The sequence below is a fragment of the Paracoccus onchidii genome, assembly GCF_028294535.1.
Classification (GTDB): Bacteria; Pseudomonadota; Alphaproteobacteria; order Rhodobacterales; family Rhodobacteraceae; genus Paracoccus; species Paracoccus onchidii.
The window spans coordinates 14,162-40,698 of sequence record NZ_JAQBIE010000003.1; the positions used below are offsets into that span (position 1 = coordinate 14,162).

The 26,537-nt window shown below is 60.7% G+C and carries 21 protein-coding genes and 1 tRNA gene; 11 read left to right on the forward strand and 11 right to left on the reverse strand.

The genetic code is table 11. The features are described 5' to 3' along the window. Positions 1 to 17 precede the first annotated feature (17 nt). The 6 genes from PAF17_RS02815 to PAF17_RS02840 are packed head-to-tail and all read left to right on the forward strand — an operon-like array spanning position 18 to position 6,038. A complete protein-coding gene (locus tag PAF17_RS02815) occupies positions 18 to 2,861 on the forward strand; it encodes a monovalent cation/H+ antiporter subunit A (RefSeq protein ID WP_271887569.1) in 2,844 nt (947 codons plus the stop codon). Continuing rightward, positions 2,861 to 3,259, forward strand: a complete 399-nt coding sequence (locus PAF17_RS02820; protein ID WP_271887570.1) for a Na+/H+ antiporter subunit C — start codon at positions 2,861 to 2,863, stop codon at positions 3,257 to 3,259. The genes PAF17_RS02815 and PAF17_RS02820 overlap by 1 nt, the downstream gene beginning before the upstream one ends. Further along, positions 3,256 to 4,854, forward strand: coding sequence for a monovalent cation/H+ antiporter subunit D (locus PAF17_RS02825; protein ID WP_271887571.1), 1,599 nt, complete (start codon positions 3,256 to 3,258; stop codon positions 4,852 to 4,854). The genes PAF17_RS02820 and PAF17_RS02825 overlap by 4 nt, the downstream gene beginning before the upstream one ends. Further along, the gene (locus tag PAF17_RS02830) at positions 4,851 to 5,342 is read left to right on the forward strand and encodes a Na+/H+ antiporter subunit E (protein ID WP_271887572.1); all 492 of its coding nucleotides are present in this window, start codon (positions 4,851 to 4,853) and stop codon (positions 5,340 to 5,342) included. Before PAF17_RS02825 ends, PAF17_RS02830 begins: the two co-directional genes overlap by 4 nt. Then, the gene (locus PAF17_RS02835) at positions 5,339 to 5,608 is read left to right on the forward strand and encodes a K+/H+ antiporter subunit F (RefSeq protein WP_271887573.1); all 270 of its coding nucleotides are present in this window, start codon (positions 5,339 to 5,341) and stop codon (positions 5,606 to 5,608) included. The genes PAF17_RS02830 and PAF17_RS02835 overlap by 4 nt, the downstream gene beginning before the upstream one ends. Before the next feature lie 13 nt (positions 5,609 to 5,621). Then, positions 5,622 to 6,038 (forward strand): Na+/H+ antiporter subunit G, encoded by a 417-nt coding sequence (locus PAF17_RS02840; protein ID WP_271887574.1) that lies wholly within the window; start codon positions 5,622 to 5,624, stop codon positions 6,036 to 6,038. 44 nt (positions 6,039 to 6,082) lie between these two features. On the opposite strand, the gene dnaE is transcribed toward PAF17_RS02840, so the two are convergent. The 4 genes from dnaE to PAF17_RS02860 all read right to left on the reverse strand — a co-directional run bounded on the left by dnaE (position 6,083) and on the right by PAF17_RS02860 (position 13,691). Continuing rightward, positions 6,083 to 9,553 (reverse strand): DNA polymerase III subunit alpha, encoded by a 3,471-nt coding sequence (gene dnaE, locus PAF17_RS02845; protein ID WP_271887575.1) that lies wholly within the window; start codon positions 9,551 to 9,553, stop codon positions 6,083 to 6,085. Between the two features lie 44 nt (positions 9,554 to 9,597). Beyond that, a complete protein-coding gene (purU, locus tag PAF17_RS02850) occupies positions 9,598 to 10,482 on the reverse strand; it encodes a formyltetrahydrofolate deformylase (protein WP_271887576.1) in 885 nt (294 codons plus the stop codon). A gap of 133 nt (positions 10,483 to 10,615) precedes the next feature. Continuing rightward, positions 10,616 to 11,782, reverse strand: coding sequence for a M20 aminoacylase family protein (locus tag PAF17_RS02855; RefSeq protein ID WP_271887577.1), 1,167 nt, complete (start codon positions 11,780 to 11,782; stop codon positions 10,616 to 10,618). Positions 11,783 to 11,858: 76 nt separating this feature from the next. Beyond that, positions 11,859 to 13,691 carry an ABC transporter ATP-binding protein gene (locus PAF17_RS02860; protein WP_271887578.1) on the reverse strand — a complete coding sequence of 611 codons (1,833 nt, stop codon included), beginning with the start codon at positions 13,689 to 13,691 and terminating at the stop codon, positions 11,859 to 11,861. 264 nt (positions 13,692 to 13,955) lie between these two features. On the opposite strand from PAF17_RS02860, the gene PAF17_RS02865 reads away from it, so the two are divergent. The 4 genes from PAF17_RS02865 to PAF17_RS02880 all read left to right on the forward strand — a co-directional run bounded on the left by PAF17_RS02865 (position 13,956) and on the right by PAF17_RS02880 (position 19,412). Continuing rightward, entirely contained in the window at positions 13,956 to 15,659 is a 1,704-nt protein-coding gene (locus tag PAF17_RS02865; protein ID WP_271887579.1) for a peptide ABC transporter substrate-binding protein, read from the forward strand. Positions 15,660 to 15,723: 64 nt separating this feature from the next. Beyond that, positions 15,724 to 17,418 (forward strand): peptide ABC transporter substrate-binding protein, encoded by a 1,695-nt coding sequence (locus tag PAF17_RS02870; protein WP_271887580.1) that lies wholly within the window; start codon positions 15,724 to 15,726, stop codon positions 17,416 to 17,418. 25 nt (positions 17,419 to 17,443) lie between these two features. Continuing rightward, the gene (locus tag PAF17_RS02875) at positions 17,444 to 18,451 is read left to right on the forward strand and encodes an ABC transporter permease (protein ID WP_271887766.1); all 1,008 of its coding nucleotides are present in this window, start codon (positions 17,444 to 17,446) and stop codon (positions 18,449 to 18,451) included. Next, on the forward strand, positions 18,444 to 19,412 hold the full coding sequence (locus tag PAF17_RS02880) for an ABC transporter permease (RefSeq protein WP_408636360.1): 969 nt from the start codon (positions 18,444 to 18,446) through the stop codon (positions 19,410 to 19,412). The genes PAF17_RS02875 and PAF17_RS02880 overlap by 8 nt, the downstream gene beginning before the upstream one ends. 119 nt (positions 19,413 to 19,531) lie before the next feature. Here PAF17_RS02880 and PAF17_RS02885 read toward each other — a convergent pair whose 3' ends face one another. From PAF17_RS02885 to rlmB, 3 genes are all read right to left on the reverse strand, one after another. Then, complete coding sequence (locus tag PAF17_RS02885; protein WP_271887581.1) at positions 19,532 to 19,963, reverse strand: CoA-binding protein; 432 nt, start codon at positions 19,961 to 19,963, stop codon at positions 19,532 to 19,534. 221 nt (positions 19,964 to 20,184) lie between these two features. Then, positions 20,185 to 20,595 (reverse strand): YHS domain-containing (seleno)protein, encoded by a 411-nt coding sequence (locus PAF17_RS02890; protein ID WP_271887582.1) that lies wholly within the window; start codon positions 20,593 to 20,595, stop codon positions 20,185 to 20,187. Between the two features lie 89 nt (positions 20,596 to 20,684). After that, entirely contained in the window at positions 20,685 to 21,488 is an 804-nt protein-coding gene (rlmB, locus tag PAF17_RS02895; protein ID WP_271887583.1) for a 23S rRNA (guanosine(2251)-2'-O)-methyltransferase RlmB, read from the reverse strand. A 122-nt stretch (positions 21,489 to 21,610) separates the two neighbouring features. Between rlmB and PAF17_RS02900 the strand changes: the two genes are divergently transcribed. Then, a tRNA-Tyr gene (locus PAF17_RS02900) sits at positions 21,611 to 21,694 on the forward strand. A gap of 214 nt (positions 21,695 to 21,908) precedes the next feature. On the opposite strand, the gene PAF17_RS02905 is transcribed toward PAF17_RS02900, so the two are convergent. From PAF17_RS02905 to PAF17_RS02920, 4 genes are all read right to left on the reverse strand, one after another. Continuing rightward, positions 21,909 to 22,508, reverse strand: coding sequence for a superoxide dismutase (locus PAF17_RS02905; protein ID WP_271887584.1), 600 nt, complete (start codon positions 22,506 to 22,508; stop codon positions 21,909 to 21,911). A 126-nt stretch (positions 22,509 to 22,634) separates the two neighbouring features. Continuing rightward, entirely contained in the window at positions 22,635 to 23,153 is a 519-nt protein-coding gene (locus PAF17_RS02910) for a sarcosine oxidase subunit gamma (RefSeq protein ID WP_271887585.1), read from the reverse strand. Continuing rightward, complete coding sequence (locus tag PAF17_RS02915; RefSeq protein WP_271887586.1) at positions 23,146 to 26,076, reverse strand: sarcosine oxidase subunit alpha family protein; 2,931 nt, start codon at positions 26,074 to 26,076, stop codon at positions 23,146 to 23,148. The genes PAF17_RS02910 and PAF17_RS02915 overlap by 8 nt, the downstream gene beginning before the upstream one ends. Further along, entirely contained in the window at positions 26,073 to 26,408 is a 336-nt protein-coding gene (locus tag PAF17_RS02920) for a sarcosine oxidase subunit delta (RefSeq protein WP_271887587.1), read from the reverse strand. Before PAF17_RS02920 ends, PAF17_RS02915 begins: the two co-directional genes overlap by 4 nt. Positions 26,409 to 26,537 lie beyond the last annotated feature (129 nt).

The following is a 26,537-nucleotide window of genomic DNA, read 5'->3' on the forward strand; positions in this document are numbered from 1 at the left end:
CACAGGAACGAGGTTTCATGTCGCCAGCACTTATCGCTCTGCTGCCTTTCATCGGGGCCTTGTTGCCCGGCCTCTTGATCCGTTCGGGACGAACTGTTGCCGCGACCGCCTGTGGAACGACCACATTTGTCGCCTTGCTGGGATTGCTGTTGCACATTCCCGCCATTCTGCGGGGCGAGGTACTGATCGCACGTTTCGAATGGCTTCCACTGATCCAGCTGAACGCGAATTTCCGGATCGACGGGCTTTCGCTTTTGTTCGGCATTCTGATTCTGGGCATAGGCTTGTTGATCATAACCTATGCGCGCTTCTACCTGTCTCGCCAGGATTCGATCGGCAAGTTCTATACCTATCTGATGCTGTTCCAAGGCGCGATGATGGGCATCGTTCTTTCAGACAACATATTGCTTTTGCTTGTTTTTTGGGAACTTACGTCACTTTCCTCCTTTTTGCTGATCGGCTATTGGCGCCATCTTCCGGCCGGGCGGCAGGGTGCCCGGATGGCGCTGACCGTGACCGGCATGGGTGGCCTCGCGATGATTGCCGGTATGCTTTTGCTGGGGCAGATCGCGGGCAGTTATGACATCAGTGACATCCTGAATGCGAAAGACGCCATTCAGGCCAGCCCTTATTACACGCCGGCGCTGATCCTGATCCTGATCGGGGCCTTTACCAAATCGGCACAATTTCCGTTCCACTTCTGGCTGCCGCACGCCATGGCCGCACCAACCCCGGTCAGTGCATATCTTCACAGCGCAACCATGGTTAAGGCCGGCCTGTTCCTGATGGCACGCCTTTGGCCCGTTCTGGCGGGAACCGAGCAATGGTTCTGGATCGTGTCGACCACGGGCCTGATCACAATGTTGTTGGGTGCGTCGATCGCGCTGTTCAAGGATGACCTCAAGGCGCTGCTGGCCTTTTCGACCGTCAGCCATCTGGGCCTGATCACGATGCTGCTGGGCTTTGGCACCGAAGAGGCCGCGATCGCCGCCGTGTTCCACATCATCAACCACGCGACATTCAAAGCCGCCCTGTTCATGACAGCCGGCATCATCGACCATGAAACCCATACGAGGTCGATCGCGCGACTGGGTGGTTTGCGCAAACTCATGCCGGTGACCTTTGTCATCGGCACGGTTGCGGCATTGTCCATGGCCGGCATACCGCCCTTGAACGGCTTTCTGTCCAAGGAAATGATGCTCTACGAAGCCAGCCATCTGGCCGTGGCGCGGCAAGGTTTCATGATTTTTGCAACCCTGGCGGCGCTGTTTTCCGTGGCCTATTCGCTGCGCTTCATCTTTCACGTGTTTCTCGGCCCTCAACGGGATGACTATCCCCACCAGCCCCACGATCCAGGCTTTGGCATGTGGGCCGGTCCCGCGCTTCTTGTGACGCTGGTGATTCTGATCGGGTTGTTCCCGAACACGCTGGCAGGGTGGCTGGTCGACGCCTCGGCGGCGGCCGTGACCGGCGGGCATCCGCATGCGCATATTTCGCTGTGGCATGGGGTTAATGCGGCATTGATCATGTCGCTGATCGCGATTGCCGGGGGTGCGGCGCTTCTGTCCTTGCACAAGTCATTTCAGGCCGCCTGGGACAGCGCCCCCCGCCCCGAAGCCAAGGCGATTTTTGATTGGCTGGTCCTGCGCATCGTCTTTGCCGCCCGCGGTATCAGCGACAACCTGACCAACGGCTCGATGCCGCGGGCGCTTGCGGCCTTTACGCTGGCGACGCTGTTTGCCGGCTCTGTCGCCTGGTATACCGGCCGCGTCGGGCCTGCCACGCGGCCGATGCTGCCGATCGAGCCTGTGCCGCTGATCGGTTGGCTGATGGTCATGGTGGCGACAGGGTGCATGGTCTTCTTTCATCGCATCCGTGTGCTGGCGCTGGTTCTGGTCGGGGTTGTCGGGTTGGTCACCTCGGTATTCTTTGCCTATTTCTCGGCCCCCGATCTTGCATTGACACAGATTTCGGTCGAGGTGGTCACGGTCATCCTGCTGCTGTTGGCTTTGCACTTCCTGCCCAAGCGCACCGCAACCGAGACATCGACCATCCACCGGGGATGGGACGCGTTCATCGCCACACTGGCCGGGATCGGCATGGGCTCGTTGTGTTATGCGATGCTGCGGCGCGATTTCGCCTTTGATCCGATATCGGGCTACATGCTTGAAAACAGCTACGCCCTAGGCGGAGGCGACAACGTCGTGAACGTGATCCTTGTGGATTTCCGTGGTTATGACACCTTTGGCGAAATTACCGTCCTGGGGATTGCGGCTCTGGCGATCTTTGCGCTGACCCAGACCCTGCTGCAGGGCAATTCCGCCAAACGCCTGACCAACTGGGTGCATGATCAGCGCCGCGCCGGCGACCGTCACCCCGTCATGCTGGTCATCGCGACACGGGTGATCCTGCCGATTTCGCTGGTGGTCGGTGTCTATATGTTCCTGCGCGGCCATAACCAGCCGGGCGGCGGGTTCATCGCCGGCCTGGCCGTCGCGATCGGGTTGCTGATGCAATACATGGCCTCGGGCTATGCGTGGGCGCAAGAACGCCAGACCATTCCCTATCACGCACTGATCGGTGCAGGCGTGGTCGCCGCAGGCGTCACCGGCATCGGCGCCTGGTTCAACGGGCTGCCCTTCCTGACCTCGGATTTCGGCTATTTCAAACTGCCCTTCCTCGAAAAATTCGAACTTGCGACCGCGATGGGCTTTGACCTGGGCGTGTTCCTCTGTGTGGTCGGGGCGGTGATGCTGGCGCTGAACTCTCTCAGCCGGATCGCACGGCGCGCCGGAGAAACCGTGAACAAGAACCCGATGGACATCAATCTTCGCGACGAACCCAAAGAAGGAGCCCAGTGATGGAAATGCTTGTGGCCTCTGCGATCGGCGCGACGACCGCTGCCGGAATCTATCTGATCTTGCGGCTGAGAACCTTTGCCGTCGTTCTTGGCATGACGATGCTGACCTATGCGATCAATGCCTTTCTGTTCACGACCGGCCGCCTGGTGGTGAACCTGCCACCCATTTTGCAGGACCATGCAGCGGGCGGGCATGCAACATATACCGACCCGCTGCCCCAGGCCCTTGTGCTGACGGCGATCGTGATCTCGTTCGGGATGACCGCCGTGGTCGTGATGATGGCACTGGGTTCCTTTATCGAAGGGGGCGATGATCGCATCAACATGCCTGACGACGACTATATCATGCCGCCGCTGAAAACCGTTGACGACCAGAAGCCCGAGGACGAGACCGCATGAACCACCTGCTGATCGCCCCGGTCCTTGTCCCGGCCCTGCTTGGATCCCTGATGATCCTGTGGATGCGGCATGACCTGTTGCAGCAACGCGTTTTCGGCATCATCGGCAGCGTTCTGACGCTGGCCGTTGCGCTGAAGCTCAGCCACCTGTCCGCAGGCGGCGAGATCTTCGTCTATCGGCTGGGCAACTGGTCGGCACCTTTCGGCATCGTGCTGATGCTGGACCGGTTGTCGGCGATGATGCTTCTGCTGACATCGGTGCTGGCCGTCGTGGTACAGCTTTATGCCATTGGCTCGGGCTGGGATCGCAAAGGCTGGCATTTTCATTCGCTTTGGCTGTTCCAGTTGATGGGGCTGAACGGGGCGTTTCTGACCGGTGACGCATTCAACCTGTTCGTGTTCTTCGAAGTTCTGCTGATCGCCAGCTATGGCCTGATGATCCATGGCGGCGGCCCGATGCGGCTGCGCGCGGGCGTGCAGTATATCGCCTATAACCTGGCCGGATCGACATTGTTCCTTGCCGCGCTTGGTACGCTTTATGCGGTGACGGGCACGCTGAACATGGCCGATATGGCCGAGCGCGTTGCCGCCATGCCCGTCGAGGATACCGCATTGCTGCGGGCGGGCGCGGTGCTGCTGTTGATCGTGTTTGCGATCAAGGCCGCGCTTGTGCCGCTGCATTTCTGGCTGCCAGCCACATATGCGAACGCGCCCGGACCGGTCGCGGCATTGTTTGCGATCATGTCCAAGGTCGGGGTCTATGCGATCATCCGCTTTTTCACGCTGGTCTTTCCGCAGGACTCGGTTGCCGAGACCCTTGCCACCGACCTTATCCTGCCTGCCGCGCTGATCACATTGGCGCTTGGCCAGATCGGCGTGCTGGGAACGCGCAGCCTGACCCGGCTGGCGGCCTATGCCGCCATTGCATCAATCGGAACACTGATGATCTCGCTGGCCCGGTTTGATGCCCAGGGGCTGACGGCGGGTCTGTACTACCTGATTCATTCGACCCTGGCGACGGCGGCGCTGTTCCTGGTTGTTGACATGATCGCCGCGCGGCGCGGTGGCGATATCTGGTTGCGCCTGCGTCCCGCGATCCTGAATACCGGACTTGTGTCGGCGATGTTCTTCCTGACCGCGATTGCCGTTGCGGGCCTGCCGCCGCTGTCCGGTTTCCTGGGCAAGCTGCTTATCCTCGAGGCAACCGCCGATGATCCCTGGATGATCGGGATCTGGTCCACGATCATTGTGACCTCCTTGATTGCAATCGTGGGCTTTTCGCGTGCCGGTTCGATCCTGTTCTGGAAATCACACGAGATGGACCCCGAACCGGGCAATGACACCGATGAAGGTGATACCCCCGAACGCGGCCCGATTCCGACCAAACTGGAAACGGATGAGCCTATTCAGGATGTCGGGGATTCGGCTGCCCCCTGGTTGTCCTTCGTTTCCGTGGGCATCTTGCTGGCCGGGCTGGCGGCGCTGACGCTGTTTGCAGGCCCGATGACCGATTATCTCAAGAATACCGCGGATCAGCTGACCACACCCCAGATTTACTATGACTCGGTCTTGCGCCAGCAGGAGGGTTCAAGATGATCCGTCGCCTTTTCCCCCACCCCTATCTTTCGGCATTGCTGGTCGTCATCTGGATGTTGCTGGTCAACCGCTTTGCCTGGGGATCGCTGGTCTTTGCCGTGATCCTTGCGATCGCGGTGCCGGCGCTGACCGAACCCTATTGGCCCGATCGCGCGCGCCTGCGCCACCCGCTCAAGATCGTCCGATATTGCCTGATGGTGATCTATGACATCATCAAGGCCAATATTCAGGTCGCCATGATCGTGCTGTTCAAACCCAACCGGAACCTGCACCCGGCATGGATCACGATCCCGCTTGAGCTGCGCTCGCCCGAGGCGATCACGGTATTGGCAAGCACGGTCACGTTGACGCCGGGGACCGTCAGCGCGGATCTGTCACAGGACGGCCATGCCCTGCTGGTTCATTGCCTGCATGCACCCGACCCGGAATCGGTCATTCTGGACATCAAGTCACGCTATGAAGACCGGCTGAAGGAGATTTTCGAATGATCGAATATGCGCTGTATTTCGCCTTCGCCTGTTTTGGTATCGGCCAGCTGTTCTGCCTGTATCGCGTTGTGTTTGCCCCCGGCGTCGGGGACCGCGTGCTGGCGCTGGACACCATGTCGATCAACATGATCGCGCTGATCGCATTGTTTGGTATTTTACACGACACCACCATGTATTTCGAGATCATGATGCTGTTCGCGCTGGTCGGCTTCGTGTCGACCGTCGCCTATGCCAAGTTCCTGCTGCGCGGCGATGTGATCGAATAGAAAGGACCGGACAATGGAATTCTATGCAGAACTTCTGATTTCAGCCATGCTGGTCCTTGCGGGTTTCTTCGGTTTTGTCGGCTCTTTCGGGCTGGTCAAGCTGCCGGACCAGATGACCCGCCTGCACGGTCCGACCAAGGCCGCAACGCTGGGGGTTGGCGGTGTGCTGATCGCGTCCCTGCTATGGTTCGCCTTTTTCGGCGATCACTACAGCTGGCACGAATTGCTGATTGCGTTGTTCCTGTTCTTGACTGCGCCAATCACTGGATTGATGATCGCCAAGGTCAACATGCATCTCACTTGGAGCCCGGATGAACTGCCACATTGTGGCGAAGACAAGCATTGGGCGACCTTTGGAAATTCGGCGGAACGCAGCCTCATGGATTCCACGGCCGAGGACGGCAAGGACGAACGCGACCATCACGAATAATCGCCCCATGCCGGTATCAACCGGCACAGGGCATGTCTGAGCGATTATTCCTCGATCACGTCCAGAACGCCGGGCACCGCGCGCAGCGCCTGACGGGCGGGCGTGGTCAGGGGCGCGTCATTGGCGACCTCGATCTCGATCAGCTCGTCGCCCTCGCGAATGCGCAGCAGGACCGGCCCGCGCGACCGCGATGATACGGTGATCTCGGTCTGGATGCGGCCCAGAACCTCGGCCAGACGCGGGATCGTGTCGGCGCCCTGCATTTCCACCGCCAGACAGCCCGCGCCCGCATCGGCCACGGCATCATCCAGCCGCGCCACGGAATTGGCCAGCATCTTGACCTGATCGCCCGAGGGTTCGACCTTGACCTGCAACACGACATTCTCGCCCGGTTCCAGCCGGTCGCGGGCCGCGTTCAGCAGATCGCTGAACACGGTCACCTCGTAAAGGCCGGTCGGATCGGACAGGCTGACAAAGGCGTATTGCGTGCCCTTGGCCGATTTCCGTTCCATGCGCGCCGCCACCGTCCCCGCGATCGAGGTGACCAGCGGCCCACCCGCCGCATCGGCGCTGATTTCAGCCAGCGTCTGGACCTTCTTGCGCTTCAGCGCGGGCAGGTAATCGTCCAGCGGATGCCCCGACAGGTAGAAGCCGACGGCCTTGTGTTCCTCGCCCAGCTTTTCGGCGGGCAGCCAGACCTGCGCCAGCGCGGGGCGCGGCGGTGGCAGATCCTCGCCCCCGCCAAACAGCGATGTCTGGGCCGAGGCCGCCTGTTCCTGCACCGCAGCCGACCACGCCACCAGCCCATCCAGCGATTTCAGCACCCTTGCGCGGTTGTCGTCCAGCAGGTCGAACGCCCCGGCACGCGCCAGCATTTCCAGGGGCCGCTTGCCGACGCGCTTCATGTCGACGCGGCGGGCGAAATCATTGATATCGCGGAAGGGCTGATCGCCCCGCGCCTCGTGGATCAGGCGCATCGCCTCTAGCCCGACGCCCTTCAGCGCCCCAAGCGCGTAATGGATGCGGCCATCCTTCACCGTGAAACTGGGGGCCGAGCGGTTGACGCAGGGGGGCACGATCTCGATCCCCATGCGGTCGCATTCGCGTTTATAGACGGCAAGCTTGTCGGTCAGATGGATATCGCAATTCATCACCGCGGCCATGAATTCGACCGGGTGGTTCGCCTTCAGCCATGCCGTCTGATAGCTGACCACGGCATAGGCGGCGGCGTGGGATTTGTTGAAGCCGTAATTTGCGAATTTCTCCAGCAGGTCAAAGACCTCGCCGGCCTTCTTTTCCGACACGCCGTTCTCGACGCTGCCCTTGATGAATTTTGGGCGTTCCTTGGCCATCTCGGCGGCGATCTTCTTGCCCATCGCGCGGCGCAGCAGGTCGGCGCCGCCAAGGCTGTAGCCCGCCATGACCTGCGCGATCTGCATCACCTGTTCCTGATAGACGATGATGCCCTGCGTTTCGGCAAGGATATGGTCGATGCTGGGGTGGATCGATTCCAGTTCGCGCGCGCCGTTCTTCACGTCGCAATAGGTCGGGATATTCTCCATCGGGCCGGGACGGTACAGCGCGACCAGTGCCACGATATCCTCGATGCAGGTCGGGCGCATGCGCCGCAGCGCGTCCATCATGCCGCTGGATTCCACCTGGAACACCGCGACCGTCCGGGCGCTGGCGAACAGGTCATAGCTGGCCTTGTCGTCCAGCGGGATCGCGTTGATCTGGTTCACCGCGCCCTCGGGCGGCTGGTACAGTTCGCGCTCGTCGGCGGCGACATGCAGGGGCCGCCCGCCGCCATTGATCAGATCGACGGCGTTCTGGATGACAGTCAGCGTCTTGAGGCCCAGAAAGTCGAATTTGACCAGACCAGCCTGTTCGACCCATTTCATGTTGAACTGGGTCGCGGGCATGTCGGATGCCGGATCGCGATACAGCGGCACCAGCCGGTCCAGCGGGCGGTCACCGATCACCACCCCGGCCGCATGGGTCGAGGCGTTGCGATACAACCCCTCGATCTTTTCGGCGTAATCCAGCAGGCGGCCGACGACCTCTTCCTTGGCGGCCTCGCGCAGGCGGGGTTCGTCGGCACGGGCCTTGGTGATGCTGACGGGTTTAACGCCCTCGACCGGGATCATCTTGGACAGCCGGTCAACCTGCCCGAACGGCAATTGCAGCACCCGTCCCACATCGCGCACGGCGGCCTTGGACAGCAGCGCGCCGAAGGTGATGATCTGGCCGACCTTGTCCTTGCCGTATTTTTCCTGAACGTAGCGGATCACCTCTTCGCGGCGGTCCATGCAGAAGTCGATGTCGAAATCCGGCATGCTGACGCGTTCGGGGTTCAGAAAGCGTTCGAACAGCAGGCTGTAGCGCAGCGGATCCAGATCGGTGATGGTCAGCGCATAGGCCACAAGGCTGCCCGCGCCCGACCCCCGCCCCGGCCCGACCGGAATGTCATGTTCCTTGGCCCAGCCGATGAAATCGGCCACGATCAGGAAATAGCCGGGAAAGCCCATCTGTTCGATGATGCCCAGTTCGAAATCCAGCCGCTTCTGATAATCCTCGACGCTGACCGCGTGGGGGATCACCTTGAGACGGGCCTGCAACCCCTCATTGGCCTGACGGCGCAGCTCGGCCACCTCGTCATCGGCGAATTTGGGCAGGATCGGCGCGTGCTTGGCAACCGCAAAGGCACAGCGCCGGGCGATCTCGACGGTGTTGTCCAGCGCCTCGGGCAGGTCCGCGAACAGCACGGCCATTTCTTCGGGCGATTTGAAGTAATGCTGCGGGGTCAGACGGCGGCGGGGCTGCGACTGATCGACATAGGCCTTTTCGGCGATACAGATCAGCGCGTCATGCGCCTCGTAAAGATCCGGCTTGGGGAAATAGACATCATTGGTCGCAACCAGCGGAAATTCTTGCGCATAGGCCAGTTCGATCAACCCGGCCTCGGACAGGGCCTCGGGTTCGGGCAGCTTGCCGTTTTCGCCCGGATGGCGCTGCAACTCGACGTAAAGCCGCGTCGAGAACGCCTTGGCAAGCCGTTCGGCCAGCACCGCGGCCTTGTCCTTTTGCCCCTGCGCGATCAACTGGCCCAACGGCCCCTGCGCACCGCCCGTCAGACAGATCAGCCCCTCGGACCGGTCGCACAGCTCATCCAGGGTGACATGCGGCAGATCGGGCCCGTCGCGCATGTAAAGGCAGGTCGACAGCGACATCAGGTTCAGCCAGCCCTGCTGATCCTGCGCCAGCAGGACGATGGGGCCGGTCACGTCGGCCTGCAGGGTGACCTGACAGCCGATGATCGGCTGAACCCCCTTGTCCATCGCCTTCACGCTGAATTCCAGCGCCGCGAACATGGCGTTGGTATCGGTCAGCGCGACCGCGGGCATGCCCGCATCGGCGGCAAGAGCCGGCAATTTGCCGACAGGGATCGCACCTTCCAGAAGCGAATGTTCGGAATGGGTGCGCAGATGGATGAATCGGAGAGGTTTGGTCGCCATTGCGCGACAATATCCCAGCCCGCATCACCTGCGCAATTGTCCAATCACCCCATACGCTCGGACACATAGCTGCCGGGCGAAGCCGGGAACACCACGGTCTTGCTGCCATTCAGGAAAACGCGGCCGTGAATATGGGCATGCACCGCGCGGGACAGAACCTGCGATTCCACATCACGCCCCAGCGACACGTAATCGCCCGGTGATTGCGCATGGGTCACGCGCACCGTGTCCTGTTCGATGATCGGCCCTTCATCCAGATCGGCGGTGACATAGTGGCTGGTCGCCCCGATCAGCTTTACCCCGCGTTCATAGGCCTGCTTATAGGGGTTGGCGCCCTTGAAGCTGGGCAGGAACGAGTGGTGGATATTGATGATCCGGCCCGACATCTTCTGACACATCTGGTCCGAAAGAACCTGCATATAGCGGGCCAGAACGACCAGCTCCGCGCCGCTTTCCTCGATCAGTGCCATCTGGCGCGCCTCGACATCGGCCTTGGTTTCGGGGGTGACGCGCATCATGTGAAAGGGAATGTCGTGATTGACCACGACCTTCTGGTATTCGTGATGGTTCGACACGACCCCGACGATATCGATGGGCAGCGCCCCGATCCGCCAACGATACAGCAGATCGTTCAGGCAATGCCCGAAACGCGACACCATGATCAGCACCTTTTTCTTGACGGAATCGTCGCTGATCTCGAACTGCATCCCGAATTCAGTGGCAACCGCAGCGAAATCCTTGCGCAGCTGTTCAAGCGTTGCACCGCCCTCGGAACGAAAGCTCATCCGCATGAAAAAGCGCCCCGTTTCGGCATCGTCGAACTGCGCACTATCGGTGATATTGCAGTCCTGTGCCGCCAGAAATCCGGAAATTGCCGCCACGATGCCGCGCGCGGTCGCGCAGGTCACACGCAAGGTAAAGCTGTTCATTTGATGACATCGTCCTTTTCATGCTGAGCGCGGCATCTGCCGATGCCACACACGCATTTCGTCAGTTTTCCGCAGCCCTTGCATCGCATTTCCGACATCACCGGCGATTGCTGCGACAATTGCGCCGCCGCGATCACGCTGCGGGCATGCGGGTTTCGATCATATCCGCGAACCAGCTGGAGCCGGCCGGTATCGCGTCATCGTTAAAATTGTATTCCGGATGATGCACCATCGCGGAATCACCGTTGCCCAGAAAGATGTAGGCGCCGGGGCGCTCGTTCAGCATATAGCTGAAATCTTCGCCGCCCATCATCGGTTGGACATTGACATCAACGTCCCCCGCGATCCCGCGTGCGACATCTGCCGCCCATTCGGTTGCCTGATCGTTGTTTTCGGTCACGGGATAGCCGCGCTGGTAATCCACCTTCGCCGTCGCACCCATGGCGGCGGCAACATTGGTCGCGACGCGGTTGATCCCCTCTTCCAGCTGGGCACGCACGGCCGGATCAAGGCTGCGCGCAGTGCCCTTCAGCCTGACCTCCTGGGGGATGACATTATGCGCGGTCGAGTCGGTTGACACGACGCAAACCGAAACGACGGCATTCTTCAACGGATCCACATTGCGCGAAACCACGGATTGCAGCGCAACGATGATCTGGGCCGCGGTCAGGGTCGTGTCGATGCAGTCATGCGGTTTCGCCGCATGCCCCCCCTTGCCGGTCACGGTGATGTCGAACTGATCCGCAGCAGCCATGATCGCACCCGGCTTGATCGCGAACTGGCCCACAGGAATACCGGGCATGTTGTGCATGCCGTAAAACTCCTGGATACCCCAGCGATCCACCAACCCGTCCTTGATCATGGCATCACCGCCACCGCCCCCTTCTTCTGCGGGTTGAAAGATCACGATTGCGGTGCCATCGAAATTCCGGGTTTCCGCAAGGTATTTCGCCGCGCCAAGCAGCATGGCGGTATGCCCGTCATGGCCGCAGGCATGCATCATGCCCGGCGTTTTCGACGCGTAATCGGCGCCGGTCCGTTCATGGATCGGCAAGGCATCCATATCTGCACGCAGGCCGATCACGCGCTTGCTGTTGTCGGACCTGCCCCTGATCACCCCGACCACACCCGTTCTGCCGACACCTTCGGTCACCTCGTCGCACCCGAAGGCCCGCAGCAGCCCGGCCACTTTTCCGGCGGTTCGATGCACTTCGTAGAGCAGCTCCGGATTTTCGTGGAAATCACGGCGCCAAGCGGTGATTTCGGGCAGAAGTTCGGCGAAACGGTTCTTGACGGGCATGATCGGTCTCCTTCGCGCGACAGCCTATTCCTTTGTGCAGACCGTGCAAGAGGGCAACCGGCAGACCCGCATGATTTCAGTCATGTGTGCTCGGCTCGACCAGAACATGATGCCCCGCAGCGACCTCGTGATAGACCGAGCGGGGGGGCTGATAGCCAACCGGATGAATTGGCGAAGGAATTGGGCGGAACCGCAGATCCTCGTTGATCTTTTTCCTGCGGGGGTCGGCCACCGGAACGGCCGCCATCAATTGCTTGGTATAGCTGTGCTGGGGGTTTTCGAATACCTGGCCGCGGCTGCCCATCTCGACGATACGGCCAAGATACATGACCCCCACGCGGTGGCTGACCCGTTCGACCACCGCCATGTCATGGCTGATGAACAGCATCGAAATCCCCAGATCATGTTGCAGTTCCAGCAACAGGTTCAGAACCTGGGCCTGCACGGAAACATCCAGCGCCGAAACGGCCTCATCCGCGACAAGCAATCTGGGGTTCAGCGCCAGCGCGCGCGCGATCGCAATCCGCTGGCGCTGTCCGCCCGACATTTCGTGTGGATAGCGCCGCATGAAGCTGCGCGGCAATTCGACCCGGTCAAACAGCTCGGCCACCCGACCCTCGCGCTCGGCGCGATTGCCAATACCATAGTTTTGCATCGGCTCGGCGACCTGATCAAACAGCTTCATATGCGGATCGAGGCTGGCGAACGGATCCTGAAAAATCATCTGCATATCACGTCGGGCCTGGCGCAAACCGGCTTGTGACAGCGCCAGAACATCCACATCGCCCAACTGCACATGCCCCGAGCATGGTTCGACCAGTCGCAGGATCGAACGCCCGCAAGTCGACTTGCCGCAGCCCGATTCCCCGACCAGCGACAAGGTTTCCCCCGCATTGATCGTCAAACTGACATCTTCGACGGCATGCACATGCGCCATGGTGCGGCGCAGTATTCCGCCCTTGACGGGAAAACGCGTCGTCAGGTTCTTGACCGTCAACAGCGGCTGGGGGTTCCGGGCAGCGACATGTTCCGCGCGGATCTTCGCCCCGTTGCGCATCACACGCATGGGTTCGGGGGCAGGTTTGCCGGTCATCTCGCCCAGCCTGGGCACCGCGGCCAGAAGCATTCTGGTGTAATCCTGTGCGGGCGCCTCGAAGATCTGCGCGACCGGCCCTTCCTCGACCTTGTTTCCGCGATACATCACGACCACACGATCTGCCATCTGCGCCACGACCGCCATGTCATGCGTTATGAACAGGACGGCGATCTGCTTTTCACGCTTGAGCCGATCGATCAGCGCAAGGATTTCGGCCTGGATGGTCACGTCCAGCGCCGTTGTCGGTTCATCGCAGATCAGCAAACGAGGTTCACAGCACATCGCCATCGCGATCACGACCCGCTGGCGCATACCGCCCGACAATTCATGCGGATATTGATCCAGCCGGCGTTCTGGTTCGGGGATCCGCACCTGTTTCAGCATGTCCAACGCCTGCGCGCGTGCGGCCCTGCGACCCAGACCACGATGGGCGATCAGCCCCTCGGCCAGCTGATCCCCCACCGTAAAGACCGGATTCAGCGCGGTCATGGGTTCCTGAAAGATCATGCCGATCTGATTGCCCCGGATATCGCGCATGGCCGGCGTCGACTGTTGCGCCAGATCGATTGCCTGACCGTCACCGCGGTCAAACATCAGCTTGCCCTTGGTGATCTCGCCGCCACCGAACTCGACCAGGCGCATCAGGGACAACGAGCTTACCGATTTACCCGAGCCAGATTCACCCACGACGCAGACGCATTCGCCGGGCCTGATGTCGAAGCTGACATCCCTGACGCCAACCACGACCCCATCATTGGTCCGGAATTCAACCCGAAGCTGTTCGATCGAAACAAGCGGCTTGTCATCCAGCATCCGGCACCCTCGCGATCTGTTCCCCGCCCGAGGCTAGCGGCGGCAGGACGAAAGTCAAAGACATTACCCCGTCTTTCCCGGATCGCGATAGGTCTTGCTTTTGAAATGACCTTCGTTTGAATTGTTTTCATGACGCAGGGCATCTTGCCGCAGGAACGATTGCCCGGGAAACGGGGAACACGGGATGAAAAGCACAGGCCTGACAAGGGCTTGCCATCGCCAGGGGCGCACCCGGCGACCTTTCAACGCCAACAGGAGAGTATCATGACACCGAAGACATTGCTTTTGGGGGCCGCGGCCTCGATTGCGCTGGCTCCGGCCGCGATGGCAGAACGTGGCAGCGACGGAGACCTGAAGATCATCTACTGGCAGGCTCCGTCGACGATGAACCCATATCTGTCGTCGGGAACCAAGGATGCCGAGGCATCCAGCCTGGTGCTGGAAGGTCTGGCCGGCTTCAACGAAAAGGGCGAGGTCATTCCCCGCCTTGCGGTTGAAATTCCCAGCATCGACAATGGTGGCATCAGCGAGGATCTGAAAACCGTAACGTGGAAGATCCGCGAAGATGCCCGCTGGTCGGACGGCACACCCGTCACCTCGGCCGACGCGAAATTCACTGCGGATTATTGCCTGCATCCCGAAGGCGGCTGCGCCCAGGCCGCCCGTTATCAGGGCATCGCTTCGGTCGACACCCCGGACGACAGAACCGTCATCGTCAACTATACCGAACCGCGGCCCAACCCGTTCACGGCCTTTACCGGCGCAACCTCGCCGATTCTTCAAAAGGCCCAGTTTGAAAACTGTGTTGGCACCGCCGCCTCGACCTGCACCGAAGAAAACTTCAACCCGATCGGCACCGGGGCTTTCAAGGTGGTCGAGTTCAAGACCAATGACGTCGTTACCCTCGAGGCAAACCCGGAATATCGCGACCCAGTGAAACCCGCCTTTGCGACCGTGACCCTGAAAGGCGGCGGAGACGCCACGGCGGCGGCCCGTGCGGTGCTGGAAACCGGCGAATTCGACTATGCCTGGAACCTGCAACTTGCGCCCGACGTGCTGGCCAGCATGGAAACGGCCGGACGCGGACAGCTTGTCACCGGTTTCGGCACCCTGGTCGAGCGGATCGAAATGAACCTGACAAACCCATCTTCGGACCTGCCCGATGACGAAAGGTCCACGCCCAGCCACCCACATCCCATCCTGTCGGATGAACGCGTGCGGCGGGCGCTGTCCATGGCCATCGACCGCGAATTGCTGACCGAAATCGGTTACGGGCAGGCCGGCCGCGCGACCTGCAACCTCGTGCCGGCACCGGAACTGTTCGCGTCCGACAACACCAGTTGTCTGACGCAGGATGTCGAAGGTGCCAAGGCGCTGCTGGACGAAGCGGGCTGGACCATGGGCGGTGACGGCATCCGCGAAAAGGACGGCATGAAGCTGTCGTTGCTGTTTCAAACCAGCGTGAATGCCGTGCGACAGGATTTTCAGGCCCTGATCAAGCAATGGTGGTCCGAGATCGGTGTCGAAACCGAATTGAAGACGGTCGATCCATCGGTCTTCTTTGGCGGTGACGCCGGATCGCCCGACACATTCCAGCGGTTCTATGCCGATGTCGAGATGTATGCCAACAACTTCGACGGCACCGACCCCGAACCATATCTGGCGCAATACACATGTGACAAGATTCCCGGCCCGGATGATCAGTGGCAGGGCGAGAATATCAACCGCTTCTGTGACGAATCCTATGACGCGAAGCTGGTCGAGCTGGGCAAGACCGGCGATATCGAACAGCGCGCCGCGCTGGCGCGGGCCATGAACGACATGCTGACCAAGGACAGCATGGTGATCGTGCCTCTGGTCGATCGTGGGCGCGTCTCTGCGCATGCCAACGATCTGGGCGGCGTATTGCTGAACACCTGGGACAGCGAAATCTGGAACGCGGCAGACTGGTATCGCATCAGTCAATAATCCCGACCGGCATGGCCTGTGCAAACCGGGCCATGCCGATCCAATCAAACCGAAAGGATCTGGAATGAACCGTCTTGCCGCATCCGCCCTGGCCTTTTTGGTGGCCGGCCCTGCCCTTGCCGAACGCGGCAGCGATGGCCAGCTGCGCGCCTTGTACTGGCAGGCCGCGATGGTTCTGAACCCCTATCTTTCGACCAGTGCAAAGGATGTCGAACCCGCCGGCCTTGCGGTCGAACCCCTGGCCATCGTCGAGGATGACGGCACATTGACCCCGCGTTTGGCGCTGGAAATTCCCAGCGTCGAGAATGGCGGCATCGCCGATGATTATCGATCGATCACGTGGAAACTGAAGCCCGGCCTGTTATGGTCCGACGGCACCGCCGTCACCGCCGATGACGTGAAATTCACCGCGGACTACTGTATGACACCCGGGTTTGGGTGTGCTGTCCTGTCCGAGTTCGAAAATATCAGCTCGGTCGAGGTGATCGACCCGACGACCGTGCGCATCCATTTCGACCAACCGAAATACAAGCCCCTGCAGGCATTTGTCGGTCAGCGCACACCGATTCTGCAAAAGGCCCAGTTCGCAGCCTGTCTTGGCCCCGCAGGCGCCAGCTGCACAGATCAGAATTTCGGGCCGATCGGCACCGGTCCCTATAAGGTGACCAATTTCCGGCCCGGCGATGTCGTGCAATTCGAAATCAACCCCCATTACCGAGAGGCCGGGAAACCAGCCTTTTCCACCGTCACGATCAAGGGCGGCGGCAACGCCATGGCAGCGGCCCGCGCAGTTCTGGAAACCGCCGAGTTCGATTTCGCCTGGAACCTGCAACTGGCGCCGGACATTATCGCCCCGATGGTTGACCAGGGCAAAGGCAGCATTGTCGCCTCGTTCGGATCGATGGTGGAACGGATCGAGCTGAACCAGACCGACCCCGGATATGACCTGCCCGCCGACGAACGTTCGACAATCGCGCATCCCCATCCGTTCCTGACCGATCCTGCGGTGCGCAAGGCCCTGTCAATGGCCATCGACCGCCCGCTGCTGGCCGAGCTGACCTATGGACCCGCCGGCAAGGCCACCTGCAGCATCGTTCCCGTTCCCCCCGGCTTTGCGCCCGCCGATCCCGAAAGCTGCTTCGCACAGGACATCGCCGGCGCGAACGAGGTGCTGGATCAGGCCGGCTGGCTGCCCGGCGCAAACGGCACGCGTGAGAAAGACGGCGTTGCGCTGTCGCTGGATTTCCAGACCTCGGTGAACTCTGTGCGTCAGGACGTGCAGGCGCTGATCAAGCAATGGTGGTCGGAAATCGGTGTCGAGACCCAGCTCAAGACCGTTGAAGGTTCGGTCTTTTTCGGCGGCGATCAGGAAAACCCGGACTCGCTGCAAAAATTCCATGCCGATGCACAGATGTATACGGACGCATTCTACCTGCCCGACCCGGCATCATTCCTGAACAAATTCGTCTGCGCCAGCATTCCATCGCCGGACAACCAGTGGCAGGGCAAGAACCCCGTACGCTTTTGCGACCCTGCCTTCGATGAACAGATACAGGTGTTGCACCAGACCGCCGACCCGACCGAACGTCAGGATCTGGCCCGTGACCTTGAAGCGACCCTGACCCGGGACGGCCATTTCATGCTGCCCCTGATCCATCGCGGCATGGTGTCCGCCCATGTCGACACGCTTGGCGGCATCAGCCCGAATGGCTGGGAAGGGCAACTTTGGAACATTGCCGACTGGCACCGCGTCCAATGACCACACGCCAACGCCCGAGGTCCATATGCTGAATTTCGCGATCCGCCGGTTGCTGTTGGCCATTCCGACGCTGTTGTTCATCTCATTGGTCATTTTCCTGTTGCTCGAGGCATCGCCGGGCGATCCCTTGGGGAATGTGCCCCTGACCATCCCCCCCGAGGTCAAGGAAAAGATGCGCGAGGCATTGGGCCTTGGGCAGGCGTGGTACATTCGCTATGCCCTTTGGCTGAAACAGTTTTTCTGGGTCGAGCCAGTCTACTGGTGGGATCAGGTGTTTGGCACGGATTTCAGCCAGGATGCGCAGCGCATCATCAGCTTTCAGTCGCGTAGCCCGGTGTTTGACGTCATTGCGCAACGTCTGCCTCAGACACTGACCGTTGTCGGCATGTCCTATCTGGTCGGCATCCTGATCGCGATCCCGATCGGCATCCTGTCCGCCTATAAACAATATAGCTGGTTCGATCAGCTGGGCACCTTTGTGTCGATGATCGGGTTTTCAATGCCGACCTTCTTCACAGGGGTCGTGCTGATCATCATTTTCGGGGTCAAGCTGCAATGGTTCCCATCGGTCTATGACACCACGTTGCAGGTGCGCGACTGGGACAGCCTTGTCGCGCAGATCCGTCAGATGGTCATGCCGGTCACCGTTCTGGCCTTGTACAATGCCGCCCAGATCAGCCGTTTCATGCGGGCATCCATGCTAGACAATCTTGGACAGGACTATGTCCGCACGGCACGGGCCAAGGGGCTGGGCGAACGCAAGGTCGTTTTGAAACATGTGTTGCGCAACAGCCTGATCCCGGTGATCACCGTGATCGCGCTTGGGCTGCCCACGGTATTTGGCGGCGCGATCATCACTGAACAGGTCTTCAAGGTGAACGGCCTGGGCCAATTGCTGATCAGTGCAATTCACGCCAATGACATCCCGATGGTTCTGACGCTGACCTTCATCTTTGCGATCCTCATCGTCGCCTTCACCCTGATTGCAGACATCCTGTATGGCATTCTGGACCCGAGGATCCGCTATGACTGATTCAGACATGCCGCGCCGTTCGGATGCAGACAGGATAAGCGACATCCCCGCCACCATGCCCATCGAGCCCGAAATGATCGGTGAAACCCGCAGCCAGTGGCGCGATGTCTGGCGACAGTTTCGCAGTCATCGCGGCGCCGTGATCGCGTTGATCCTTTTCGTGGGCATCCTGTTGTTCGTTTCGGTGGGCCCCTATCTGTGGACGATTGATCCGACCTATGTGGATATCCGGGCGCGAAATTCAGGTTTCGTCGCCGCGCATCCGCTGGGAACGGATCAGCTGGGCCGCGATATTCTGGCGCGGCTCATGGCCGGGGGCCGGGTTTCGATCGCGGTGGGGCTGACGGCCATGACCATCGCAATCACGCTTGGCAGTTTTGTCGGGTTGATGTCGGGCTATTTCAGACGCCTTGACGCACCGCTGATGCGCCTGACCGAGCTGTTCCTGGCGCTGCCGCTGTTGCCTTTGCTGCTGTTGATGGTCACGTTGTTCCGCGAACCGCTGTCCAAGACATTTGGCCCGGCGATGGGCATATTCATCCTGATCGTATCCGCCATCGGCGCGACCAGCTGGATGCAGTCGGCGCGGATCGTGCGGGGCGATGTTCTGGGCCTCAAAGAGCGCGAGTTCATTCTTGCCGCCCGATCGATCGGCACATCGTCGCGCCGCATGATCCTGCGGCATGTGTTGCCCAATGTGCTGTCCCCTATCATGGTTGCGGCAACGCTGGGGATCGCGACCGCCATCATCACCGAAAGCGCACTGAGCTTTCTCGGGCTTGGATTTCCGCCCGATTTTCCGACCTGGGGGCGGTTGCTGTTCGATGCGGTCGATCAGATGGTTCTTTATCCCAGCCGGGTGATATTGCCGGGGCTGTTCATCTCGTTGACGGTGCTATGCGTCAATTACATCGGGGACGGGCTGCGCGATGCGATGGACCCGCGCATACGGGGGCGCTGATTGTTTGATCCCATGGATTGGGCTGCGTTGTGGACTTACCCCGCAAGAATGGCGGGTGCTCTGCATTCATGCGGGCTTTTGCCGGAAAGGGTCGAATCCGTGAGCGATTACCGGCAAAGCTACAAGTAGCGCGGGAACTCGATCTTGGGGCAGCGATCCTGCACGACGGTAATGCCACGTGCGCGTGCGCGTGCAGCGGCGGCGTCATCTCTGACCCCCAGCTGTGTCCAGATCACCTGCAGGTCCGGCAGGGTGGACAAGGCCTCATCCACGATATCGCCCACGGCTTCGGACCGACGAAAGATATCCACCATCTGAACGCCAGCCTCGCGGGGAATGTCGGACAGGCTGGCATAGACCCGCTCACCCAGAATCATCGCGCCATCATGACCGGGATTGACGGGAATCACACGATACCCCTGCGCCTGAAGAAATCGGGTCACGCCCCAGCTGGGTCGCGCTTCCTTCGGTGACGACCCAACCATCGCGATTACCTTCACCATCCGGGCGATATTTGCGATTCCGGTATCGTCATCAAGGTCGATCTGCATGGCGGGCCTCCCCTCCTCAGCCATAGGTTGCGCGCACCCTTGCATAGAAAAGGCGCCCGGTCCAGATTCCTGGCCGGGCGCAAGTCGCGGAACGAGGGACAGTGATCCGAACATGACCGTTCCGGGGTCATGTCCTGAGAGACAAATGTGCATCACCCGTCAAAAGTTCCAGAGTGATCGCAATTTTGTGATAACAAAACGCGAACATTCGCGCAATGGAATCAACGCATCCCCGACCAGCTTTTCTGCGCTTTTGAAAGGATTGACCGCGGTTCGGTCTTGATTCGCCTTTCAGCGACACCTGATCGCATCAGATACAAACGGCTCCCGATAACCATGAAATGATCGGGATCTCCGGCCTCGCGCCGGCCTTCGGCAAGGCTGACCGGGCACAGGCCACCAAAAGCGGGCGCGTAACCACGTGGGTCCGATTCGAACCGGGCGCGATTTTCCTCATTCGCGAAATACCACAGCTTGCCGTGCCACATGGTTGCAATATCGCGCCGCCCTGCGATTGGATGGCCGCGATCCGAATAGGCCACCACATCATAACCGCCGACCGCCCAGTCCTCGGCCGCAGCCGGAAGGGTGGTGGACAGTGAAAGCAGAAATGGAAAGGCAAGATGTTTCATGGCGGACCGACGGGGAACTGATCTTCATGCATGGCAGCCTTTGCCGCGATTCTCAACGAATCGATGCATGGCTTCGCGGGGATGTGAACTTATCCGTTCGCCGCAGCAAACAACGCCACCGCCGCCGCGTTCGACACGTTCAACGAGCCGAAATCCGCCGCAAACGGAATCCGCGCCAGATGATCGCAACTCTTCGTGGTCAGATCGCGCATCCCGGGCCCCTCGGCCCCCATGACCAGACAAATCGCGCGCCCTGACAGGTCATCCATGACCTGCGGCAAGGTTCGCTCCGCCTGCCCATCCAGCCCGACCAGAATGAAGCCCATGTTCTTCAGTTGCGTCAGGGCTTCGGCCAGATTGGGGACACGCAGATATGGCTGCCGCTCCAATGCGCCCGAAGCCGTCTTGGCCAAAGCACCGGTTTCGGGGGCCGAATGACGCGACGGGGCGATCACCGCACGGGCGCCAAAGACCTCGGCCGAGCGCAATATCGCGCCGATATTGTGCGGATCGGTGACGCGATCCAGCGCGACCAGAAGCGGCCGGGTTTCGCCCGGCGCCTCGCGCAAAGCGACTTCGCTGAGGCTTCCCCATTTCAGCGGGCGCACTTCCAGCGCCGCGCCCTGATGAACGCTGTCAGGAGATAGCGGGACGGTCTTGCCAAACACCCGGGGGTCCGTAATCTCGGGCGTCATCCCATACAGATCACCCAGCCGATCCACCGCATTGCGCGTGACGACCAGTCGCAATTTCTCGCGCCGGGGATTGGTCAGGGCATCGCGAACCGCATGCAAACCGAACAGCCACACGGTTTCAGCCGCCCCCGCCCTGCGTGCCCGTTCCTTGTCGATCACCCAAGCGGGTTTCCTGTTCTTGCCCGAATTCTCAGCCATTTTGCCATCCTTATCTCGCCCCCTCTCTGTGCGCGTGCAAAAGCTTTGACGCAAGTCCCAGAAATCCGCTTGACGCCCCCTTTCGGTGCAGTTAATCACGCCCCACGCCGACGGCGATCGGCGGGCGACGTGCTGCAAGGTGCGGCAGCGGACTGTAACTCCGCCGGGGAGACCCATGCCTGGTTCGATTCCAGGGTCGCCCACCATTTCCCCCAAGATCAAGTAAAACCTGCGATCCTGTTCGGGCGCTTGGTGCGGTTGTCTTGCGTTCATTCGCTTTAGCCGCAGCGCCCCGTCTTCACAGGGCGTTGACATTCGAATCACGGATGAAGTGCTGCCATAACCTTATGGATCAGCAAAAAAATACGTCCGCCAGTCTGACACTGGCGGACGTAAATTGCATGCAAACTGTCTTGCGCCTTACATGCGCGAAGCGACGTTTTCCCAGTTGACCAGTTTCTCGAGGAAGTTGGTCAGATAGGCCGGACGCTTGTTGCGGAAATCGATATAGTAGGAATGCTCCCAGACATCGCAGCCCAGCAACGCGGTTTGGCCAAAGCACAGCGGATTCACGCCATTCTCGGTCTTGGTGACCTTGAGGCTGCCATCGCTGTCCTTGACCAGCCAGCACCAGCCCGAACCGAACTGTCCGGCACCTGCTGCAGCAAATTCTTCCTTGAACTTGTCAACCGAGCCAAAGGATTCGGTCAGCGCCTTTTCCAGCTCGCCCGGCATTGCGCCCGGGTTCGGACCCATCATTTCCCAGAATTGGGTGTGGTTCCAATGCTGGCTGGCATTGTTGAAAATACCATTCTGCGCCACGGCACCCGCCTGATAGGTCCCCTTGACGATGTCTTCCAGCGACTTGCCTTCCCATTCGGTGCCGGCGATCAGCTTGTTGCCGTTGTCGACATAGGCTTTGTGGTGGATGTCATGGTGGAATTCCAGCGTCTCCTTGGACATGCCGCCTGCAGCCAGCGCATCATGTGCGTAAGGAAGATCGGGAAGGGTAAAAGCCATTGTCCTCTCCTTTCTGAAAGGTTCGCTCCGTATATCCGGGCGCACAGTCCCGCATTCGCCGGGTCAACGCAAGGGGGGCAGACCGGTTCCGACCCGCCGCGCCCCATCTTTCGAAACGACCTCGCCTCAGCGCGGGGCCAACTGGCTGCCCGGCATCGCGGCGTTGTGCAACAACGCCCCCAGATAATCAGCGGTCGAGCGAAACCCGATGACCCGAAACCCGGACTCGATGCGCCAGAACGCGGCCGCCGTCTGCGCGGCACGGCTGCGGCGCAGATCGTCTGACCCAACCGCCCCGAGATCCGCGGGGCTCAGCTTGGCCAATACATCCTCGGCATGCGCCCCGATGATGTCATAGATCACCCGCGCATCCGACATGTCCAGAACCAACGCATGCCGATCGGTCAGCCCGTCTTGCAATGCCGCAAGTATCGCGGGCAGATCCGCAACCGGCATGACGCACAGCAATTCATCAGGCGACATCCAGCCCAGCTGCCGATCCCCCGCCCCGGTGATCTTGCGGCATTCCGGCAGGGCAATGCCTGTTACGTCGCTGACAACGGGGCCGATCTGTTCCAGCGCACCGCGCAGCGTGATCATGCCCATGCCTTCCACACGGCGAATGGTTGCCAATGCCTCAGCCATTCAGACGGCTCCCTTCCTTGTCATAAAAGACCGGATCCACGATCCGCCCCTTCAACACCTCTCCTGATGGCAGGGGAAACTCCAGCACCTGCCCCATGCGTTCGGGACCGTGGCGCACCAGGGCCATGGCAATCGGATGCCCAAGCGTCGGCGAATGATAGCTAGAGGTCACGCGCCCCTGTGTCTTGCGCTGACCATTCGCGTTCACCCCTTCGTCCACCGCACAGGCACCGTCAGGAATGACCCGGCCGTCCAGACTTTCCAACCCGACCAGCTGCCAGCGCGACCGATCTGTCATATGGCTGCGCGACTGCGCCCGCTTGCCGATATAATCGGTCTTCTTCTTCGAGATCGCCCAGCCAAGGCCCAGATCCTGCGGAATGATCGTGCCGTCCGTTTCATCCCCGATCATGATAAAGCCCTTCTCGGCCCGCATGACATGCATGGCTTCGGTTCCGTAAGGCGTGATGCCCAGATCGCGCCCGACCTCGTGCAGTTTTTCCCACAGCTCCAATCCGCGATTGGCGGGCACCGCGATTTCATAGCTAAGTTCGCCCGAAAAGCTGATCCGATAGACCCGCGCCGGAATATCAGCGATTTCGCCTTCGCCCCAAGACATGAAGGGCAACGCATCCTGCGACAGATCAAAGCTGCCCGATAGCCGCTGCAAGAGCTGGCGCGCCTGAGGTCCGGCGACGGCAATCTGCGCCCATTGCTCGGTCACGTTGGCGGTGTAAACCTGCCAGTCCCACCATTCGCATTGCAGCCAGTCTTCCATATGGCCATGGATGTGATCCGCGCCGCCGGTCGTGGTGTGGCACAGCCAGGTATCTTCGGTCAGGCGCACCACCACGCCATCATCCATCAGAAAGCCGTTTTCATTGCACATCAACCCGTACCGGCAGCGCCCGACCGGCAGGGTGGACATCATGTTGGTATACATCATGTCAAGGAAGCGCCCGGCATCAGGCCCCTTGACGACAATCTTGCCAAGGGTCGAGGCATCCAATGTGCCGACCCCTTGTCGCACAGCCTTGATTTCGCGATTGACCGCCGCATGCCGATCTTCGCCCGCGGCGCAATAGCAATAGGCGCGCCGCCATTGACCCACCGGCTCCCAGGACGCTCCATGGTGTTCATGCCAGGAATGCATCGGGGTCTTGCGCAGTGGTTGAAACGTATCGGCGCGTGCATCAGCGGCGATCGTGGCCAGTGTCAGCGGTGTATATGGCGGCCGGAAAGTTGTCGTCCCGGTTGCCGGAATGGGTTGGTCAAGCGCCTTGGACAGCACCGCAAGCCCGTTGATATTGCTGACCTTCCCCTGGTCGGTTGCCATGCCAAGCGTCGTGTAGCGCTTGGTATGTTCCACACTGACATAGCCTTCGCGGGCGGCCAGTTCGACATCGCTGACCTTGACGTCGTTTTGATAATCAAGCCACATCTTCGAGCGCAGCTTGTAGGGCGCACCTTGCGGCATGCACCAGACGGGCCTGGTCGCAGCTTCGCGCCGTTCAAGGTTGCCCGCGCAGCGCAGCTCGCCATTCGCGGCGCCAACCGCCGTCACATTGCCGCGACCATCGCCCCCCAGCGGCGGGCGTTCGGAATTCGGGCGGAACATCGCCTGATCCTTATCCCACAGCAATTTGCCGCCGCAATGGCTCCATAGATGCACGACCGGCGACCAGCCGCCCGACATGGCCACGACATCACAATCGATTGCGCCGGTCGGCTTGCCATCGCCGGCCTGATCGCACAGCACGACCGCTTCGACATGCCGCCCGCCTTTTACCTTGGCGATTGCGCTGCCGGTCAGAACCGCGATGTTGCGGGCACGCACGGCCTGAGGCAGATCGCCATCCGCGACATTGCGCGCATCAATGACCGCCGCCACATCCAGTCCGGCATCATGCGCCACCAGCGCGGTGCGATATGCGTCGTCATTATTCGTGACCACCACGATCCTTTGCCCCGGCGCCACACCATAGTTTGCGATAAAGTCACGCGCAGCCGATGCCAGCATCACGCCCGGAACATCATTGCAGGCGAAGCTGAGCGGACGTTCCAAAGCACCGGTCGCCACGATGACATGCCCCGCCCTGATCCTCCACAGGCGCTGACGCGGAATACCTTGTTGGGGATCATGGTCGGCAAGCGCCTCGCGGGCCAGAAGATAGCCATGATCATACAGACCGGTCGCCATCGTATTGCGACGCATGGTCACATTCGGCATGGCCCGCAAATCCGCCAACAACGCATCGATCCGGGCCTGACCTTCGGGATGATCGACCGGGCTGCGTCCGCCCCACACCGGGTCCTGTTCCAGCACAACGACCGTCTGGCCGTTCCTTGCGGCCTCGACGGCGGCACCCAACCCTGCAATTCCACCCCCGACAACGACCAGATCGGCATGGGCATAAGCCTGTTCATATCGATCAGGATCGGCCTCGGTCGGCGCGGCGCCAAGACCGGCACTGCGCCGGATGATCGGCTCGAACACATGTTTCCAGAAGGGCCGCGGATGGATAAAGGTTTTGTAATAGAACCCCGCCGGCAGCATCGGCGACAACCAGTTATTGACCGCACCGATATCGGCATCCAGCGACGGCCAGCAGTTCTGGCTTTTCAGGGCCATACCCGGCACCAGCGACGTTGTGGTCGCACGTTGGTTGGGTTCGAAGCGTCCCCCCTGCCCCAGACCGAACAGGGCATTGGGCTCCTCTGCGCCGCTGGCAACGGGACCGCGTGGCCGATGATACTTGAACGACCGCCCCATCATCATCTGGCCATTCGACAACAGCGCCGAAGCCAGGGAATCACCCTGCAGTCCACGCAGCGTCCGACCGTCAAAGCGGAACGGGATCTGAAACGCGCGATCGATAAGGCGGCCACCCGAAGGCAGGCGGAAAGGAGGCGTGTGTGTCATTCGGCAGCGTTCCGGTCAAAGGTCCAGTCGGGATAGGATTGGCGGATGGCATTCACGATGTCTTCGGGTGGCCCATATGATTGGGTCGTATATGCGCCGAAAACCCTCAGGGTGGCGGTGTCACGTGCAACATGGAACCATTTTCCACAGCCATATGAATGGCGCCAACGTTCGATATGGGCGCCCTTCGGGTTCTTTCGGGCGAACAGATAGGCCTCGAATTCATCATCCGCACCCTCGGGTCCGACGCGTTTCAGATGCGCCTCGCCGCCGGGATGAAATTCGGTTTCTTCGGCAGTGATGCCGCAACAGGGACATGTCAGGGCCAGCATTCAGGAATCCTTGTGCGGTTGGAGAATGGGGGCAGATGATATGCAGACATGACAAGGCCGGGGACGGGCTGCCCCCGGCCAGTGTCGTTGCAGGCCCATGCGCGGAAGATCGCATGAGCTTGCGAAGCG

Bases quoted from the DNA above. Each gene is read 5' to 3' on its own strand.
- PAF17_RS02825 (WP_271887571.1), top strand. From the start codon at position 3,256: ATGAACCACCTGCTGATCGCCCCGGTCCTTGTCCCGGCCCTGCTTGGA.
- PAF17_RS02830 (WP_271887572.1), top strand. From the start codon at position 4,851: ATGATCCGTCGCCTTTTCCCCCACCCCTATCTTTCGGCATTGCTGGTC.
- PAF17_RS02905 (WP_271887584.1), bottom strand. From the start codon at position 22,508: ATGGCTTTTACCCTTCCCGATCTTCCTTACGCACATGATGCGCTGGCT.
- PAF17_RS02860 (WP_271887578.1), bottom strand. From the start codon at position 13,691: ATGCTGGATGACAAGCCGCTTGTTTCGATCGAACAGCTTCGGGTTGAA.
- PAF17_RS02890 (WP_271887582.1), bottom strand. From the start codon at position 20,595: ATGAAACATCTTGCCTTTCCATTTCTGCTTTCACTGTCCACCACCCTT.
- PAF17_RS02820 (WP_271887570.1), top strand. From the start codon at position 2,861: ATGGAAATGCTTGTGGCCTCTGCGATCGGCGCGACGACCGCTGCCGGA.
- PAF17_RS02880 (WP_408636360.1), top strand. From the start codon at position 18,444: ATGACTGATTCAGACATGCCGCGCCGTTCGGATGCAGACAGGATAAGC.
- PAF17_RS02910 (WP_271887585.1), bottom strand. From the start codon at position 23,153: ATGGCTGAGGCATTGGCAACCATTCGCCGTGTGGAAGGCATGGGCATG.
- PAF17_RS02915 (WP_271887586.1), bottom strand. From the start codon at position 26,076: ATGACACACACGCCTCCTTTCCGCCTGCCTTCGGGTGGCCGCCTTATC.
- PAF17_RS02840 (WP_271887574.1), top strand. From the start codon at position 5,622: ATGGAATTCTATGCAGAACTTCTGATTTCAGCCATGCTGGTCCTTGCG.
- PAF17_RS02835 (WP_271887573.1), top strand. From the start codon at position 5,339: ATGATCGAATATGCGCTGTATTTCGCCTTCGCCTGTTTTGGTATCGGC.
- purU (WP_271887576.1), bottom strand. From the start codon at position 10,482: ATGAACAGCTTTACCTTGCGTGTGACCTGCGCGACCGCGCGCGGCATC.
- PAF17_RS02875 (WP_271887766.1), top strand. From the start codon at position 17,444: ATGCTGAATTTCGCGATCCGCCGGTTGCTGTTGGCCATTCCGACGCTG.
- PAF17_RS02815 (WP_271887569.1), top strand. From the start codon at position 18: ATGTCGCCAGCACTTATCGCTCTGCTGCCTTTCATCGGGGCCTTGTTG.
- PAF17_RS02855 (WP_271887577.1), bottom strand. From the start codon at position 11,782: ATGCCCGTCAAGAACCGTTTCGCCGAACTTCTGCCCGAAATCACCGCT.
- rlmB (WP_271887583.1), bottom strand. From the start codon at position 21,488: ATGGCTGAGAATTCGGGCAAGAACAGGAAACCCGCTTGGGTGATCGAC.
- dnaE (WP_271887575.1), bottom strand. From the start codon at position 9,553: ATGGCGACCAAACCTCTCCGATTCATCCATCTGCGCACCCATTCCGAA.
- PAF17_RS02870 (WP_271887580.1), top strand. From the start codon at position 15,724: ATGAACCGTCTTGCCGCATCCGCCCTGGCCTTTTTGGTGGCCGGCCCT.
- PAF17_RS02920 (WP_271887587.1), bottom strand. From the start codon at position 26,408: ATGCTGGCCCTGACATGTCCCTGTTGCGGCATCACTGCCGAAGAAACC.
- PAF17_RS02865 (WP_271887579.1), top strand. From the start codon at position 13,956: ATGACACCGAAGACATTGCTTTTGGGGGCCGCGGCCTCGATTGCGCTG.
- PAF17_RS02885 (WP_271887581.1), bottom strand. From the start codon at position 19,963: ATGCAGATCGACCTTGATGACGATACCGGAATCGCAAATATCGCCCGG.